Genomic DNA, 16,310 nt, shown 5'->3' with positions numbered 1-16,310 from the left:
GCGAGTTCAGGCGTCCGGGCGGCCCGGCTGCCCGCTGGTGTCGGCGGCGGCCTTGGCGGTGGGCCACTGGGCCAACGAGATCATCCCCATCACCCGGCGGATGAGGTAGAAGGCCAGCGGCAGTTCGACACACGCCGCGAGCACCGCCGACAGCCACACCCCCGAGGTGCCGGAAGCGAGCGACACGTCGAACCACGCGTCGCAGATCAACAGCACCGCCGTCGCGGTCGCCGACACGATCACAGCGCGGTGCCGCAGCCACCCGAGCAGCGCCGTGGCCGCCATCGCGACCATGAGCAGGGCGTCGAATCCGACCCACGTCACGCGCCACTGGCGGACCTCGTACACGGACGGCAGCGTCATCGCCAGCAGGACCGTCCAGGGGACAAGGCCGAGGGCGCAGACGGTGAGCAGCTCCAGTGTGTGGCGCCGGTGCCGGCGTATCCGCTCGGGCAGATCGGCCGGATCAGGCAGACCGGCCGGATCGGGCAGACCGGCCACCGGTGCCGCGGCTCCTTCCTGAGTGCTGGCTTGGGCGTCGCTCACGTCGGCTGCTCCGTTCTCGTCCGTCCCGGGCGGACAGCGGCGGGGGTGCTCCGCCGGCATCGGGCGGTCAGGTGCCGGTGATGATCCGGCCCGGAACTGCCAGGCTAGCCCGCACCCGTTCCGCCCCGGCTCCGGGCCCCTTGATGTGCCGCATGATGTGCCGCGCGTCCGCGGCAGAGCTGCCGTGAGCTGCCGTCGCCCGTCAAGTCCCGAGTTCTCCTGCCACGCATTCCAGGGGCATGACTCCTTTCGTCCGCCGGTGCCTAATGGAGATGCGGGCCCGTTCAGCAGCTGGCCCTCACCGAATGGCCGCGAATTGTCAGGACTGTTCGGAAACCCTGATTATTTCTCACGGAGGAGAATTCCCATGACCCGCACTTCCCGTACTCAGCGCCTTGTGATGCTTGCCGCCTCGACCGCCCTGGCGGCAGGAGGCGCGCTGATGCCCTCCAGCGCTTTCGCCGCCCCGGCGACGCCGCACACCGGGCCCGTGGCCGCGGTCACGGCAAGCCACCAGGGTCACCAGGCCGCCGAGATCGCGGGGCTGGTCAAGAACAGTACGACCACCATCACCAAAACGACGGTCAAGAAGGAACTGACCATCAACGGCCTCAAGATCACCACGATCACCAAGAAGATCAAAATAACCAAGAATTCCAAGGGTGTCGTGATCAAGAAGGTCATCACGACGACCAAGAATGTCAAGTTCATCAAAACCGGTGGAAACAACGACGACAACAATAATGAATAGCAGCCGCTAGGGCCGGGCTGAAGAACGTCGTCCCCGGCGGTGGGGGGGCTGCGGTGGGGGGACAACACCCCCCCCCTCCCCACGCCCGGCACCGGCCGCACCGGCGCCCGGCTCCGGACGGCGGAGATGTTGCGCGAAGTCTTGACGCGCCCCGCCCTGTTGCGTAGATATGACTGCGCAGTCATGACAGCGCAGTCATGCAGCGGAGTCATCCAGCGGACCGGGGCTAGGATGCGGCTGCCGAAGATCGGGAGACACCATGACACCAGGGGCAGGACGCGGCGCGGGAGCCGCGCCGCGCAGTGTGGATGTGGCGCGCCTGGCGGGTGTGTCGCAGAAGACGGTGTCCCGGGTCATGAACGACGAGCCGTACGTCTCGGCGGACGTGCGCCGCCGCGTCCTGGCGGCGGCCGAGGAACTCGGTTACCGCTCGAACAACGCGGCCCGCGCCCTGGCCTCCGGACGCACCCGGTCCATCGGCGTGGTGACGCTCGGCACCGCCCTGTACGGTCCGGCCTCGCTGCTCATGGGTGTCGAGCGTGCCGTGCGGGACACGGGCTACGCACTGCGTGTGGTCAACACCATGGAAGGCGAGAGGGCGGGCATCGCCGGGGCCGTGGACTCGCTCCTGGACCAGGGCGTGGACGGCATCGTCATCTCCGAGCCGATCGACGAGGCGGACGGCGCGGACCTGTCCGCACGGGTCGACGTGCCGGTCCTCGTCCTCGGCGCACCCCCGCCCTTCGCCGCCCCCCATGTGGTGACGGCCGGCATCGTCTCCAGCCAGATGGCGCGGGCGGCCACCGAGCACCTGCTGGAGCTGGGCCACACCACCGTCCACCACCTGGCGGGTCCACAGCGCTGGTACTCCGCCCGGGACCGCCTCGACGGATGGCGCGAGGCGCTCGCCGCGCACGGCCGGGCCGAGCCGCCGGTCGCCGAGGGCGACTGGTCGGCCGCCTCCGGCTACGCGGCCGGCCGTGGACTTCTCGCCGGCCCCGGTGTGACCGCGGTGTTCGCCGCCAACGACGACATGGCCATCGGCCTGATCCGCGCGCTGACGGAAGCCGGGCGGCGCGTGCCGGAGGACGTCAGCGTGGTCGGCTTCGACGACATCCCGGTCGCCGCCTACGTGAGCCCGCCGCTGACCACGGTGCGTCAGCCGTTCGACGCCATGGCGCAGGACGGCCTGAAGCTCCTCGTGCACGCCATCGACAACCCGCAGGCCGACCCGCTGCCGATGACCGACCCACCGGTCGAACTCGTCGTCCGCGCCTCGTCCGCGCCCCCGCCGCCCCGCTAGCCCCCGGGCCACCGCAGTCCCCCTCACCGACGGAGGTCCGCCCCCACCAGAGCCATCCACCGCCTCCACCGCTTCCGGCGCTGCCCCAAGCCAGCCCAGCCCAGTTCAGCCCAAGCCGGCTCAGCCCGGCCCAGTTCCTCAGCAGTACCCACCGCCGCTCCCCGGGCCTCGATCAGGCCCCGCACCGGCCGCCGTTTCCTCGCGCGCCCTCCCCGGCGCGACCTCTGACAGGCCCGCCCTCCCGGCCCCGCCCGTCACGCCACACCGCGCCTGACACCACCCGAATCCAGCTTCAGCACGCCGTCGCCCGGTGTGCCGGTCCCCAACACCCTTCACGGGAGTTCACCATGTCCGGACCCTTCTCCAGCCCCTTCTCCAGCCCGTCACCCCTCAGCCGCCGGGGCTTCCTCGCCGCCACGGGCGCGCTGTCGCTGGCCGCCACCCTGTCCGCCTGCGGTGGCGACGGCGGCTCCGCCGCCGGTTCCTCCGCCAAGCCGGTCGGCCAGGCCGACATCGACAAGGCCATGAAGACCCCGGCCCAACTGACGTTCTGGACCTGGGTCCCGAACATCGACAAGGAGGTCGCGCTCTTCGAGAAGAAGTACCCGGCCGTCAAGGTCAAGGTCGTCAACGCCGGTCAGGGCACACCGGAGTACACCAAACTGCGCACCGCGCTGAAGGCCGGCAGCGGCGCCCCGGACATGGTGCAGATCGAGTACCAGGCCATCCCCACGTTCACCATCACCGACAGCCTGCTGGACCTGCGCCCGTACGGCGCCTCCGCGCTCAAGTCCACCTTCGTCGACTGGACCTGGGGGCAGGTCTCCGGCAGCGGCGGCGAGATCTGGGCGATCCCCCAGGACACCGGCCCGATGGGCATGCTCTACCGCAAGGACATCTTCGACCGGCACGGCATCCAAGTCCCCACCACCTGGGACGAGTTCGCCGCCGCGGCCCGGGGGCTCCACAAGGCCGACCCCGACATCTACCTCACCAACCTCGCCGCCAACCAGGTCGCCGCCTGGCACGGCCTGCTCTGGCAGGCGGGCGCCAAGCCGTACATGACCTCCGGCAAGAGCGACATCACCATCAGCGTCGACGACACGGTCTCCCGGAAACTCGGCCAGTACTGGGGCGCCCTCGCCAAGGAAGGCGTGATCGGCGTCGAGCCGGACTTCACCGACTCCTGGTACGCCGCCCTCAACAAGGGCAAGTACGCCACCTGGCTCACCGGCGCCTGGGGCCCGGCCTTCCTGTCCGGCTCCGCCAAGGCCACCGCGGGCACATGGCGCGCGGCCCCGCTGCCGCAGTGGGACGCCGCCAAGCCCAGCGCGGGCAACTGGGGCGGCTCGACCACCGCGGTCATCCGCTCCACCAAGAACCCCGTCCAGGCGGCGGTGTTCGCGCAGTTCCTCAACAGCGACCCCGCCAGCGCCAGGATGTTCGCCACCGAACAGTTCTTCTTCCCGGCGACCAAGACCCTGCTCGCGGACGCGAGTTTCCTCGGGGACACGCCCGCCTTCTACGGCGGCCAGAAGGTCAACCAGGTCTTCGCGGACATCAGCACCCAGGTCAACCCCTCCTTCCAGTGGCCGCCGTTCCTCGACCGGGTCGCCACCGACTGGACCGAGACCGTCGGCAAGTCCCTCGCCGACAAGTCCGACACCGTCCGCGCCCTCGGCTCGTGGCAGTCGCGCATCACGACCTTCGCCAAGGGCCAGGGCTTCACGGTCGAAGGAGGCTGACGATGGCCACCACCACAGCGGCCACCACCACAGCACCCGCCCGCACCAGCCGCACGAAGTCCCCGCCCCGCCCGCGCCACGGCACCGCAGGAGCCCTGTTCATCGCCCCGTTCATGGCGCTGTTCCTGCTCCTCTTCCTCGCCCCGCTCGGCTACGCCGCCTACCTGAGCCTCTTCCAGGAGAAACTCATCGGCGGCTCGACGTTCGTCGGCCTGGACAACTACGTCACCGCCCTCAAAGACCCCCTCCTCCTCAAGGGCATCGGCCGCGTCGCGCTGTTCTTCGTCATCCAGGTCCCCGTGATGCTGCTGCTGGCCCTGTTCTTCGCCCTCGCCCTGGACAGCGGCCTGCTGCGCCTCGCCCGGGTGATCCGCCTCGGCATCTTCGTCCCGTACGCCGTCCCCAGCGTGATCGCCACCCTCATGTGGGGCTACCTCTACGGCCCCGACTTCGGCCCCTTCGCCCAGATCAGCCGCCATCTCCACCTGCCGGCCCCGCACTTCCTCTCCGACAGCTGGATGCTCGGCAGCCTCGCGAACATCGTGACCTGGGAGTTCGTCGGCTACAACATGATCATCCTGTACGCCGCCCTGCGCACCATCCCCGCCGAGCTGTACGAGGCGGCCGCCATGGACGGCGCCGGCGCCTGGCGCATCGCCTGGTCCATCAAACTCCCCGCACTGCGCCCGGCGCTGACCCTCACCCTGCTGTTCTCGGTGATCGGCAGCTTCCAGCTGTTCAACGAACCGAGCCTGCTGATGAAGGCCGCACCGGACGTCATCGACAGCTCCTACACCGCCAACCTCTACGCCTACTCCGTCGCCTTCATCAGCCAGCAGACCAACTACGCGGCCACGGTGTCCTTCATCCTCGGCCTGGTCATCGTGATCGTGTCGTACGCCTTCCTGCTCACCGCGAACCGCAGGAGGACCGCATGACCACCGTGACGCCCACCGCCTCAACCACCGCGGCGGCGAAGCGAGTTCCCGCCGAGGCCCGCCCGCCGCGCCGTTCAACGGTGCACCGCCGCAGCACCCCGCTCACCATCGCCATGCTGGCCGTCCTGGCCTACTTCCTGCTCCCGCTGTTCTGGCTGCTCATCGCCTCCACCAAGAGCACCCAGGACCTGTTCAACAGCTTCGGCCTGTGGTTCTCCCACGCCCCGCAGCTGCTGTCGAACATCAAGGCCACCTTCACCCAGGACGACGGCGTCTTCGGGCGCTGGCTGCTCAACACGGTCCTGTACGCCGGGGCCAGCGCACTGGGCGCCGCGCTGCTCGCGGCGGCGGCCGGATACGGCTTCGCCAAGTACCGCTTCCGCGGCCACGGCGCGGCCTTCAACCTCGTCCTCGGCGCGATCATGATCCCGACCACCGCGCTGGCGATCCCCACCTACCTCCTCTTCGCCAAGGCAGGCCTGGTCAACACCCCCTGGGCCGTCATCCTGCCCTCCCTCATCAGCCCCTTCGGCCTCTACCTCATGCGGATCTACGCCGAGGACGCCGTCCCCGACAGCCTCATCGAGGCGGCCCGCATGGACGGCGCCGGAGAGCTCCGGATCTTCCTCACCATCGCGCTGCGGCTGCTGGCCCCCGGTCTGGTGACCGTCATCCTCTTCACGCTCGTCGCCACCTGGAACAACTACTTCCTGCCGCTGATCATGCTCAACGACCCGGACCTGTACCCCCTCACCGTCGGGCTGTCCCGCTGGGCCGACCAGGCGCAGAACGGCGGCGCCGGAGCCAGCAGCGACATGCTCGCCCTCGTCGTGACCGGCTCCCTCATCTCGATCGTCCCGCTCGTCCTGGCCTTCCTGATGCTCCAGCGGTACTGGCAGAGCGGCCTGGCCACCGGCGGCGTCAAGCAGTAGCACCCCAACACCCCCTGCTCCCTGGAGGTTTGTCCATGGCGGACCTGCCCGCCCGCGTGCTGTTCGGCGCTGCCTACTACCACGAGTACCACCCCGCCTACGGCCCGGACCTGCGGCCCGACGAACAGCTCAAGACCGACCTCGACCTGATGGCCGACGCACACTTCACCGTCATCCGGGTCGGCGAGTCGGTCTGGTCGACCTGGGAACCCGAGAACGGCCGCTTCGCACTCGACTGGCTCCAGCCGGTGCTGGACGGCGCCCACGAACGCGGCATCTCCGTCATCCTCGGCACCCCCACGTACGCCGTACCGCCGTGGCTGGCCCGCCAGTACCCGGAGATCACCGGCGAGCGGCGCACCGGCGAACGCATCGGCTGGGGCGCCCGCCAGGAAGCGGACTTCACCCACCCCGCCTTCCGCTTCCACGCCGAGCGGATCATCCGCAAGATCGCCGCCCGGTACGCCGGCCACCCGGCCGTCATCGGCTTCCAGGTCGACAACGAACCGGGCCTGGAGCTCTTCCACAACCACGGCGTCTTCCAGCGCTTCAGCGACCACCTGCGCGCCAAGTACGGCGACGTCGAGACCCTCAACCGCGAATGGGGCCTGGTCTACTGGTCCCACCGCCTGTCCACCTGGGCCGACCTGTGGACGCCCGACGGCAACGTGCAGCCCCAGTACGACGTCGCCTGGCGGGAGTTCCAGGCCCGCCAGTGCACCGAGTTCATCGGCTGGCAGGCCGACCTCGTCCGCGAGTACGCCCGCCCCGGGCAGTTCGTCACCACCTGCATCTCCTACACCCGCCCCGCCGTGGAGGACGACGAGCTCACCGACCGCCTCGACATCGCCACCGGAAACCCCTACTACGCCATGCAGGACGGCCTGCTGCTGCCCGACCCGACACCGGACGGCCACGAGCAGAAGTGGCAGAGCACCGGCGTCTGGTCGCTGTACCAGACCGCCGACTGGATGTTCTCCTCCCGGCAGGAACCGTTCCTGGTCACCGAGACCAACGCCTCCTCCATCGGCTACGCGTGGGACAACCGCCCCGCCTACGACGGCCAGTGGCGCCAGGCCGCCTGGGCCCTCGTCGGCCGCGGCGCCCGCATGATCGAGTACTGGCAGTGGCAGACCCTGCGCTTCGGCGCGGAAACCTACTGGGGCGGCGTCCTGCCGCACAGCGGCCGGCCGGGCCGCACCTACGCCGAACTGGCCCGGCTGGGGGAGGAGTTCGAGACCGCAGGACCGCTCGTCGCGGGCCTCGAACCCGACGCCGACATCACGATCGTCTACTCCACCCCCAGCAAGTGGCTGATGCAGAAGCACCCGCCCCTCGCGACCCCCGACGGCGCACCGGACCCGGCCGCCTACCACCGCATCCTCGACCCCTTCTACCGCGGCGCCTTCGACGCCGGACGGCAGGTCCGCATCGTCCACGCCCGCCAGCTGCACGACCCGCGCGGCCGGCGCGACGGCATGGCCCCCGGCGAGGCCGCCCGCCGCCACCCCGTCCTCGTCGTCCCCGCCCTCTACCTCGCCGAGGACACCACCCTCGACTGGCTCGCCGCCTACGCCCACGCCGGCGGCCACCTGGTCCTGGGCCCCCGCACGGGCTACGCCGACCACGAGGCCCGGGCCCGGCACGAGGCGGCCCCCGCCCGCCTCACCGGCGCCGCGGGAGTGACGTACGACGAATTCAGCAACCTCACCCACGCTCTCCCGGTCCGCGCCGCACCCGACAGCCCCCTCCCGCTGCCGCGGACCGCGACGGCGACCCACTGGGCCGACGGCCTCACCGTCACCGACGCCGACGTCCTCGCCACCTACGAGCACCCGCACTTCGGCCGCTTTCCCGCCCTCACCACCCGCTGCCACGGCGAAGGCCGCGTCACCTGCGTCGGCACCGTGCCCGGCCGCGACCTCGCCCGGGCACTGGCCGCCTGGATGGCACCGGCCCGCCGCAGCGCGTGGCGTGACCTGCCGGCGTCCGTCACCGCGACGACCGGCACAGCGCCCGACGGCCGCCGCGTCCACATCGTCCACAACTGGAGCTGGCAGCCCGCGAGCGTCCACGCTCCGGTGGACCTCGCCGACGCCCTGAACGGCACACCCCTTTCCGCGGGCACCGCGGTGGACCTCGGCCCGTGGGACGTACGCGTCCTCGTCTCCCCGAAGGAGTAGCCGTGCAAGCTGTGCGGGCAAGAAGAGCGGCAAAGGCACTGGGCACGTTCCTCGCGGCAGCCGCGATACTGGCGATCCCCATGACCACCGGTGCGCAGGCGTACAACCCGACGGGCGGGATCCTCTACCAGCTCGGCAGCGAACCGTGCCTGAAGGGGCGCGGCAACTGCGCCGTCTACCCGAAGTCGGCGCAACTGCCGAGCGGACGCCTGGTCGCGTCGTTCGAGAAGTCCACCGTCGTACCGGCGACGGGCAGCGCCGACAGGCAGACCCTTCCGGTCTACAGGAGCGACGACCACGCAACGACCTGGCAGCCGCTGTCGGAGGTCAAGGCTCCCGCCTACCTCTCCAGCGACCCCCAGTACGCCAAGTACACGAGCAACTGGACCAATCCGTACCTCTACACGCTTCCGCAGGACGTCGGGAACCTGAAGCAGGGCACGCTGCTCCTGGCGAGTGTCGTGTCGGGCGACGACCAGTACTACCGTGAGCACAAGGCGGCCGACCCCCACTGGACACCCTCCAACGACGGCGACCGCAGCGACCTGGCCATCGCGCTGTACTCCAGCACCGACGAGGGCGCGACGTGGAAGGTCGTCAACGTCATCGCGACCGGCGGCTGGCAGGGCGGCAGCGCGGGCGCGATCGGCCAGAACATCGCCACCGCCAATACACACCGGCAGGTGGACCCCGTCTGGGAGCCGTACCTGATGGTCTACCAGGGCCAACTCGTCTGCTACTACTCCGACGAGAACGACTACACCGGCTTCAACGCGACCACCGGCGCCTTGACCCTCGACCCCGCCAACGACACCGCCGCCGACTCGCACGGCCAGATCCTCGCCCACAAGACGTGGGACGGCCGCAGTGCGCGGTGGAGCGCCCCTGTCGTCGACATCGCGGGCCTGAGCCAGAGCACGGGAGGCGGCAGGACGCAGATCGGCGGCGGGCGGCCGGGCATGGCGAACGTCGTGCGCACCGCGGACGGCAAGTGGCTGCTCACCTTCGAGTACTGGGGCGGCGGAGCCGACACCAGGTACGTGATCGCCGACAACCCGCTGCAGTTCTACCGCGGTTCGCCGACCGGCGAAGCCGTCACCTCACTGCCGGTCGACACCGGCTCCCGGCCGCTCGCGACGGGCGGCAGCCCGGTCGTCATCAGGCTTCCCGGGGGACGCCTGGTCTACAACGCGGCCGGCAGCGGCAACGTGTGGGTCAACGAGAGCGGACGCAGCGACGGTGTCTGGAAGGAGTACCAGACGACCTCGAAGGCCGGTTACAGCCGCAGCCTGCAGTACGTCGAGGGCACCGGCCGTATCGCGATCCTCAATAACCAGGGCACCTCGACGATCGCCTACGCCGAGGTCGACCTCGGCCGGTCGGACGGGGCCTACTACCAGTTGGTGAACCGCAGGACCGGCCAGGTGATCGGCACCGGGAACAAGACCAACGACGCGAACATCGGCAACGCGGACGTCCCCGACGTCGCCCTGGAGGACCCCGGCTCCGCGGCGAACCCGGACACCCAGTACTGGCATGTGGTGACCGAGCCGAACGGCGGCGTGAGCCTGCTGAACAAGTCCGGCGGCCGCGCGGCGGCCGTCTGGACCGGCAACGCGATGGCCGGGCAGCGGATCGGCCAGTGGGTCGACAACAGCGCCACCGGCAGCTGGAACCTCGTCAAGACCACCGACGGGTTCTACCGGCTCCAGTCGGTCAGGAACACGGACCTGTATCTGACCGGCCCGTTTGACGGCGCGCCGCTCACCTTGCAGAACGCGCTCACGGACGGCTCGCAGGACTGGGAACTCGTCCGGTAGCCGCCTCCCACAGGCCACCGAGAGGCTCCGCCGCCTGCCGGCGGAGCCTCAGGGGGTGTCCCAGGTGCGCGGCTGGCGGGCGATCCGGGCGACGCCGATGGCGGCGGCATCGCGGACCAGGGCCACGGCGTCCTCCGCTCGCGGCGACAGCGCCGATCCGCCCCACCGTGCCAGCCGTTCTCAGGCGCTGTTGCGGCCGATGCTCGCACCGCCGTCGACGCGCAGGATCTGGCCGGTGATGAAACCCGCCTTCTCGGAGAGCAGGAAGGCGATGGCGGCTGCGAGCTCGTCCGGGCGCCCGAACCTTCTCATGGGAACAGCCGCCAGGTAGCCGGCGGCTCCGGCCGACCCGGGCGGGTTGCTCTCCCGGAACAACTCGGTCTCGGTGGGACCCGGGGCGACAGCGTTGACGGTGATCCCGTGTGCGGCGAGCTCTCCGGCCCAGCCTCGCGTCAAGAACTCCACGGCGGCCTTGGCCGCACCGTAGGACGTTCGTTCGGGCCACCCCAGGGTGACCAGGCTGGTGACGTTCACCACGCGGCCCCAGGACCGTTCGAGCATGCCGGGCAGGACGGCCTGGACGATCTGGAGCGCGGTGCGCACGTTCATGTCGAGAACCGCGTCGAGGTCGGACAGCGCGACCTCCCCGACGGGCGCGGGCCGCACCATCCCCACATTGTTGACCACGGCGTCGACCGGTCCCGCGCCCGTCACTTCGGCCAGGACCTGATCGGTGGCCGCACGGTCGGCAAGGTCGGCTTCGTGGAACTCGCCGGGAAAGGACTGCGGCGCGCTGCGGGCGATGCCCACGGGGGTATGGCCTTCTTCTGCCAGCTGCTCGGCGAGGGCGCGGCCGATGCCTTTGGACGCGCCCGTGACGAGTACTCGTCTGCGGGTCATGATTCACTCCTTTGCTGCGCTGATCCGCGCGTCGCTCGTGTGGGCGAGCGCCCAGCCGAGGGCGTGGTCGGCGATCTCCTGCCAGCCGTCCTGGGCGGGCATCAGGTGGGACCGGCCGGGGAACGCCGTGACCTCGGTGGTGGTGCCGTCGGCCTTGTAGTGCTTGGCGTTGGACTGCTGCACCTTGGGCGGCATGAGGTGGTCGTGCTCGCCGGAGCAGAAGAGCAGGGGTGCCCGGCCGGCGTGGTGGTAGTCGACGTAGGTGTCGGTGTGCCCGGGGTGGACGTTGGCCAGGGCGCTGCCCCACACGATGCGGCCCGGTGCGGGGATGTGGTAGCGCTCGTAGGCCGCGCGGGCCTGGTCCTCGGGGAAGGTGTTGGTGAAGGCGTAGCGCCAGTGGCCGTAGTCGAAACCGACGGCGCGGTGGCGGTTGGCCGGGTTCTTCAGCACCGGAAGGGTGGACCGGACCTGGGACAGCGGTACGACAGCCACGCCCTCGGTGGGTGCGGAGTTGATCGCCACTCCGGCGGCACCGAAGCCGCGGTCGAGCAGGATCTGAGTGAACGCGCCGCCGGCCGAGTGCCCCATGATGACCGGCGGCCGGTCCAGCCCGGTGATGATCTTCTCCAGGGCGGAGATGATGGCGGGGACGGTCACGGTCTCGATGGGGGTCGGGTCGGCGTTGAGGGCCTCGACCTCCGCCTCGAAGCCGGGGTAGGGCGGGGCGATGACACGGAAGCCCTTGTTCTCGTAGTGGGCGATCCAGTTCTCCCAGGCCCGCGGCGTCACCCAGAAGCCGTGGACGAGGACGATGGTGTCGGGTTGCATCAGTGTGCTCCTCAGTGGGTGGACCGATGGCCGGTCGGACTTGGGACCGATAGAGGTCCCAAGGTGTGCCGGACGCCCCTGCGAAGCCGGCTTCGCGAGGCCGGCGGGTTCGCCTCAGGCAGCCGCGGACCAGGGGCCGGGCGTGTGGGGGAGGTCTTGTTCGGCCCAGACGACCTTGCCCCCCGGTACCGGGCGGGAGCCCCATCTGCGGGACAGGTTGGTGACGAGGAAGAGGCCGCGGCCGTTCTCGTCCATGGTGTGTGCGCGGCGCGGACGCGGGGTGCAGGGGGCGGTGTCGGACACTTCGCAGGTCAGGACTTGGTGCCGGATGAGCCGTAGCCCGATCTGTCCGGTGCTGTGGCGGACGGCGTTGGTGACGAGTTCGCTGACGATCAGTTTCGTGGCGTCCTCAAGACCTTGCAGGCCCCATTCCGTCAGTTGTCGTGCCGCCAGGGTGCGGGCGCTGCTGACGGCGGACTGGTCACCGGGCAGCGTCCAGCAGGCAACCCGGGCCGGGCTGAGGCAGCGGGTGCGGACGAGGAGGAGTGTGACGTCGTCGCACGGTGCCTGGTCCGGAAGGGACTGCGTCGCGATGTCGCAGAGGTCTTCCAGAGACCGGCCCGGTTGTGCGAGGACAGTGCCCAGCCGGCGCATTCCCTCTTCGATGTCGTGGTCGCGGGTCTCGATCAGGCCGTCGGTGTACAGGGCGAGGACGCTTCCCTCGGCCAGTTCCAGTTCCACGGATTCGGGGGGGTCCCCCAGCCCGATACCCAGGGGGGCTCCCGGGGGGAGGTCGAGGTACGTGACCTGTCCCCGCGGGTCGATGACCGCGGGCGGGGGATGCCCGGCCCGCGCCATGGTGCACCGGCGGGTGGCCGGGTCGTAGACGGCGTACAGGCAGGTGGCGCCCACCACCGCGGGGATCTGGTCCGGGGTGTCGGGGTTTTCCTCGCCCAGTCGCTGGACCGTGTCGTCGAGGTGGGCCAGCAGTTCGTCGGGGGGCAGTTCCATGGTGGCGAGGGTGTGGACGGCGGTGCGGAGCCTGCCCATGGTCGCGGCGGCGTGGAGGCCGTGTCCGATCACGTCGCCGACGACGAGCGCCACCCGTGCGCCGGACAGCGGGATCACGTCGAACCAGTCGCCGCCGACACCGTGGTCCAGGTCCGCGGGCAGGTAGCGCGACGCTGCCTCGACCGCTGTGCCGCCTGTCAACCGGTTGGGCAGCAGATGGCGTTGCAGTGTGAGGGCGGCGGTGTGTTTGCGAGCGTACTGACGGGCGTTGTTCAACGACTGCGCGGCGCGGCCGACGAGCTCTTCGGCCAGGAGGAGATCGACCTCCTGGAACGGCACGGGATCCTCTGTGCGGACGAACAGCGCCACGCCCAGCAGGGAGCGCCGTGCACGGATGGGTACGATCATGATCGAGTGCACGCCGTGTACGCGGACCCCGTGCGCCAGTTCCGGCACCTCGTCGACCCATCTGCTCGAGGCGGTGTCCAGGACCGGCTCCAGGAGGGACTTCCCGGCACGTAGGACGTCGGCCAAGGGTGAGACCGGCGGCACGAACACCGGCTCGCCGCGCCCCCATCGGGATTCCGGGACCCCCTGGAGGATCGAGGCCAGACCGGCACGTCGCAGACCGGGCAGGTGCTTGCCCGTCGCGCCGATGCGGACCGGGGGCCCCTCCCCGCACGAGATCGACTGCTCCAGGTCCACGGCGACGTGGTCGGCGAGCAACGGCACGGCCAGGTCGGCCAGTTCCTGGCTGGCCTGCGTCACATCCAGGGTGCTGCCCAGATGCGTACTGGCCTGGCTGAGGGCGGCGAGGTGCTCACGCGTCCGCCGGCTCGCGGTGACGTCAGCGCCGATGACGCACACCCCCAGCGCTTGGCCGTCGGCGCCCTGGAGGCACTGGAACGAGGCCGCGAACTGGTGCTCCGGGCCCTGGCTCGTCGGCAGCCACGTCCGGTACTCGTGGATCTTGGGCGCACCGTTTTGGAGAACCTGCCGCATCACCGCCTCAATCGTTTCGGCATTGGCACCGGGCAGTACCTCGGTGAATCGGCGTCCGAGACGCCGGTCACGGGGAAGACCGTCGTAGCTCTCAGCAACGTCGTTCACGTAGATGGACCGCAGGTGCCGGTCACGAATGCCGACACCGATCGGCGCGCGGGCGAGAAGCGGTCCCCGCACCGATCGGTCTATCGCGTCCCCGGACTGCGGGAGGGCGTCGGTCACGGACACGAGCCATCGCGCTGTCCCGTCCTGACCGTGCAACATCGTGAGCCGTACGCTGGCGTCGAGTGCGCGGCCGTCCCGGTGGCGCACCGCCGTCGCCCCTGACCACCCGTTTTCGGCACGGCACCGCTCGACGAACGCTGCCGTCGTCGTCGCTTCCTCGAAGGACGGCAGCACAAGTGCGGCGGACCGGCCCACGACGTCCCCGGCGCGGAATCCGACGAGCCGTTCGGCGGTGTGTGTCCATGCGGCGACCATCCCCTGCTCGTCGAGCAGCGCGATGGCTGTATCGGATACATCGGACACGTTCAACTGCTTGCCGAGCGTCACCGCATCGGGACTGGTCGTGGTCATCGAGTGCCGTCCTCGGGGTCTGGGAAAGTCGGCGGTGCGGGGCTCCAGCGGAATGCCCCTTTTTTCATTGAATGACCGGATAGCGATCGGTTTTGTGACAGCGCTGCGGCCGTGACCGATACAGCCCCCGTCACCCAGGCCGTCGCAGGGCCGCCGGCCAGGTGAAACTCCAAGCCGCCGGCTGACCCGCCCGCCCCCGGCGACCTCTGCGCGCACCTCGAACGATTGCGCCGATCACCCATCACCACCACTTTGACCTGCGGCGCAGCGGATCGGGTGACAGTGGCGGCACATACTGTGCCCACCGCGCCCCGCCGGCCTGGTCTCCGAAACCTGTTCCTCAAGGCCGGACCGGGCCAGTGGCGACATGCCGCAGCGGGTCGCCGGTCACCCCGGGCAAATCCGATGGCACCGGCAGTCTCCAGGCGACAAGACTGCACGCGTGAACACCCTGCCGCCGTTGCCCGGCCCGCTCCCTGCACCAGTACCGGACCCGCGCGCCCACGACGTCGTTGCCGACTATGCGGGCATGCACGCCTTGGTCGCCGACCTGGTTCTGCCCGGCGACGCGTCGATGTACGTGATGAGCGCGATGGAAACCTCCCGCGAGCTCATCCGGCACTCCTACTACCGGTACGAGTTCGCCACCGTCGCCGTCACGCACTCCCTGTACGCCCTGGAACACGTCCTTGCCGAGCGTCTGGCCGTCAACAAGCCACTCCAGGACCTGATCGAGCAGGCCGCCGACGCAGGGCTCATCACGGCCGGACTCGCCGCCGGACTCGACCGCGGCCGACTGCTGCGCGACCAGCTCACGCAGGGCGCCGTGACAAGTGCCGCCCTCGGCCCGGCCAGGGCCACCGACATGGTGCGTGCCGTCTTCGATGCTGTTTCCCTGCTCCTTCGCCCACCGGCTGTGGCAGAAGCGACAGCCGCCGGCACGAGCGGACCACAGCCTGAAGACCCACTCGCCCGGCTGCGGGAGGAACACCGGCGCGCGCCGTTCCCCGCAAGCTTCCGCGCCGTGGACATCGAGGGCGTGAGCCTGGTCCTCCTGGACGCCGACATCGATGGCCTCGTCCAGAGGGAACTGAACGGCGGACTCGACGACCGTGGCATCGCCACTCTCTGGGCGTGCATCGCCGACCTCGACAAGACCGTGCCCCTGATCAACGAGGAGTACTGCGCCGCCTACTTCGCGAGACTTCGAACGATGGCCAAACGGGCAGCAGCGCGCTACCTCCCCACCGCGACCTGACCACCGGCTTCGAACCGAGTGGGGCACCGTTCCTGGGCTCAGGCCAGCCGGCCCAGCGCTGTTGCCAGCGGTTCCAGCACGGCGGGGGTATAAGGCGGCGGCAGGTAGACGACGGCAAGCTCCGCACCGGCCTCGCCGAACTCGGCGGCGGTGGCCGCCGTCGCGGCCGGATCCCCGCTGAACCGCACCTGGCTCGACAGCAGGATCTCCGCCGGGTCCCGGCGGACGTCGGCGCAGTGCTGGTGAAGTACGTCGCGCGCGCGGATGAACTGCCCGACCGTGCCGCTGTCGAAGTTCCAGTGCTGTGCGAAACGGGCGGCGGTGCGCAGTGTGCGCCTCTCGCCGCTGCCGCCGATGCACAGCGGCGGGTGCGGCCGCTGCACGGGCTTGGGGCTGCAGCGGGGCGCCAGTCAGCTCGTATTGACTTGCTCCTCGGGCTGAAGCCCGAGGGTTCTGGCCTTCTCGTCCGCCCTGTGCCGCTACGCGGCACGGGGTTCGGGCGGGATTCCGTGGC

The 16,310-nt window shown here is 70.2% G+C and carries 13 protein-coding genes; 8 read left to right on the top strand and 5 right to left on the bottom strand.

The features are described 5' to 3' along the window. Positions 1-6: 6 nt before the first annotated feature. Positions 7-546, bottom strand: coding sequence for a hypothetical protein (locus ACZ7M2_RS29440; protein WP_471597848.1), 540 nt, complete (start codon positions 544-546; stop codon positions 7-9). Positions 547-913: 367 nt separating this feature from the next. On the opposite strand from ACZ7M2_RS29440, the gene ACZ7M2_RS29435 reads away from it, so the two are divergent. The 7 genes from ACZ7M2_RS29435 to ACZ7M2_RS29405 all read left to right on the top strand — a co-directional run bounded on the left by ACZ7M2_RS29435 (position 914) and on the right by ACZ7M2_RS29405 (position 10,218). Further along, positions 914-1,297: a hypothetical protein gene (locus tag ACZ7M2_RS29435; RefSeq protein WP_471597847.1), complete on the top strand. Its 384-nt coding sequence runs from the start codon at positions 914-916 to the stop codon at positions 1,295-1,297. Between the two features lie 259 nt (positions 1,298-1,556). Further along, positions 1,557-2,600, top strand: coding sequence for a LacI family DNA-binding transcriptional regulator (locus tag ACZ7M2_RS29430; RefSeq protein WP_471597846.1), 1,044 nt, complete (start codon positions 1,557-1,559; stop codon positions 2,598-2,600). Between the two features lie 347 nt (positions 2,601-2,947). Beyond that, entirely contained in the window at positions 2,948-4,345 is a 1,398-nt protein-coding gene (locus tag ACZ7M2_RS29425; protein WP_471597845.1) for an ABC transporter substrate-binding protein, read from the top strand. A gap of 2 nt (positions 4,346-4,347) precedes the next feature. Continuing rightward, positions 4,348-5,283: a carbohydrate ABC transporter permease gene (locus ACZ7M2_RS29420; RefSeq protein ID WP_471597844.1), complete on the top strand. Its 936-nt coding sequence runs from the start codon at positions 4,348-4,350 to the stop codon at positions 5,281-5,283. Further along, complete coding sequence (locus ACZ7M2_RS29415) at positions 5,280-6,215, top strand: carbohydrate ABC transporter permease (protein ID WP_471597843.1); 936 nt, start codon at positions 5,280-5,282, stop codon at positions 6,213-6,215. The genes ACZ7M2_RS29420 and ACZ7M2_RS29415 overlap by 4 nt, the downstream gene beginning before the upstream one ends. Before the next feature lie 35 nt (positions 6,216-6,250). Beyond that, positions 6,251-8,398 carry a beta-galactosidase gene (locus tag ACZ7M2_RS29410; protein WP_471597842.1) on the top strand — a complete coding sequence of 716 codons (2,148 nt, stop codon included), beginning with the start codon at positions 6,251-6,253 and terminating at the stop codon, positions 8,396-8,398. Between the two features lie 80 nt (positions 8,399-8,478). Then, a complete protein-coding gene (locus tag ACZ7M2_RS29405; RefSeq protein ID WP_471598158.1) occupies positions 8,479-10,218 on the top strand; it encodes an RICIN domain-containing protein in 1,740 nt (579 codons plus the stop codon). A gap of 180 nt (positions 10,219-10,398) precedes the next feature. On the opposite strand, the gene ACZ7M2_RS29400 is transcribed toward ACZ7M2_RS29405, so the two are convergent. The 3 genes from ACZ7M2_RS29400 to ACZ7M2_RS29390 form a co-directional block, all read right to left on the bottom strand. Continuing rightward, positions 10,399-11,118, bottom strand: a complete 720-nt coding sequence (locus tag ACZ7M2_RS29400; RefSeq protein WP_471597841.1) for an SDR family oxidoreductase — start codon at positions 11,116-11,118, stop codon at positions 10,399-10,401. A 3-nt stretch (positions 11,119-11,121) separates the two neighbouring features. Then, on the bottom strand, positions 11,122-11,946 hold the full coding sequence (locus ACZ7M2_RS29395; RefSeq protein WP_471597840.1) for an alpha/beta hydrolase: 825 nt from the start codon (positions 11,944-11,946) through the stop codon (positions 11,122-11,124). Positions 11,947-12,060: 114 nt separating this feature from the next. Then, on the bottom strand, positions 12,061-14,538 hold the full coding sequence (locus tag ACZ7M2_RS29390) for a SpoIIE family protein phosphatase (RefSeq protein WP_471597839.1): 2,478 nt from the start codon (positions 14,536-14,538) through the stop codon (positions 12,061-12,063). A gap of 529 nt (positions 14,539-15,067) precedes the next feature. Here ACZ7M2_RS29390 and ACZ7M2_RS29385 point away from each other — a divergent pair. Next, the gene (locus ACZ7M2_RS29385; RefSeq protein ID WP_471597838.1) at positions 15,068-15,796 is read left to right on the top strand and encodes a hypothetical protein; all 729 of its coding nucleotides are present in this window, start codon (positions 15,068-15,070) and stop codon (positions 15,794-15,796) included. Positions 15,797-15,834: 38 nt separating this feature from the next. Here the strand turns inward: ACZ7M2_RS29385 and ACZ7M2_RS29380 are convergent, their stop codons facing one another. Continuing rightward, entirely contained in the window at positions 15,835-16,179 is a 345-nt protein-coding gene (locus ACZ7M2_RS29380; RefSeq protein WP_471597837.1) for a hypothetical protein, read from the bottom strand. Positions 16,180-16,310: the final 131 nt, after the last annotated feature.

It is taken from the genome of Streptomyces sp. NPDC111507, assembly GCF_055638955.1.
The sequence above is the reverse complement of the archived record's forward strand: the minus strand, read 5'-3'. Positions and strand labels throughout refer to the sequence as shown.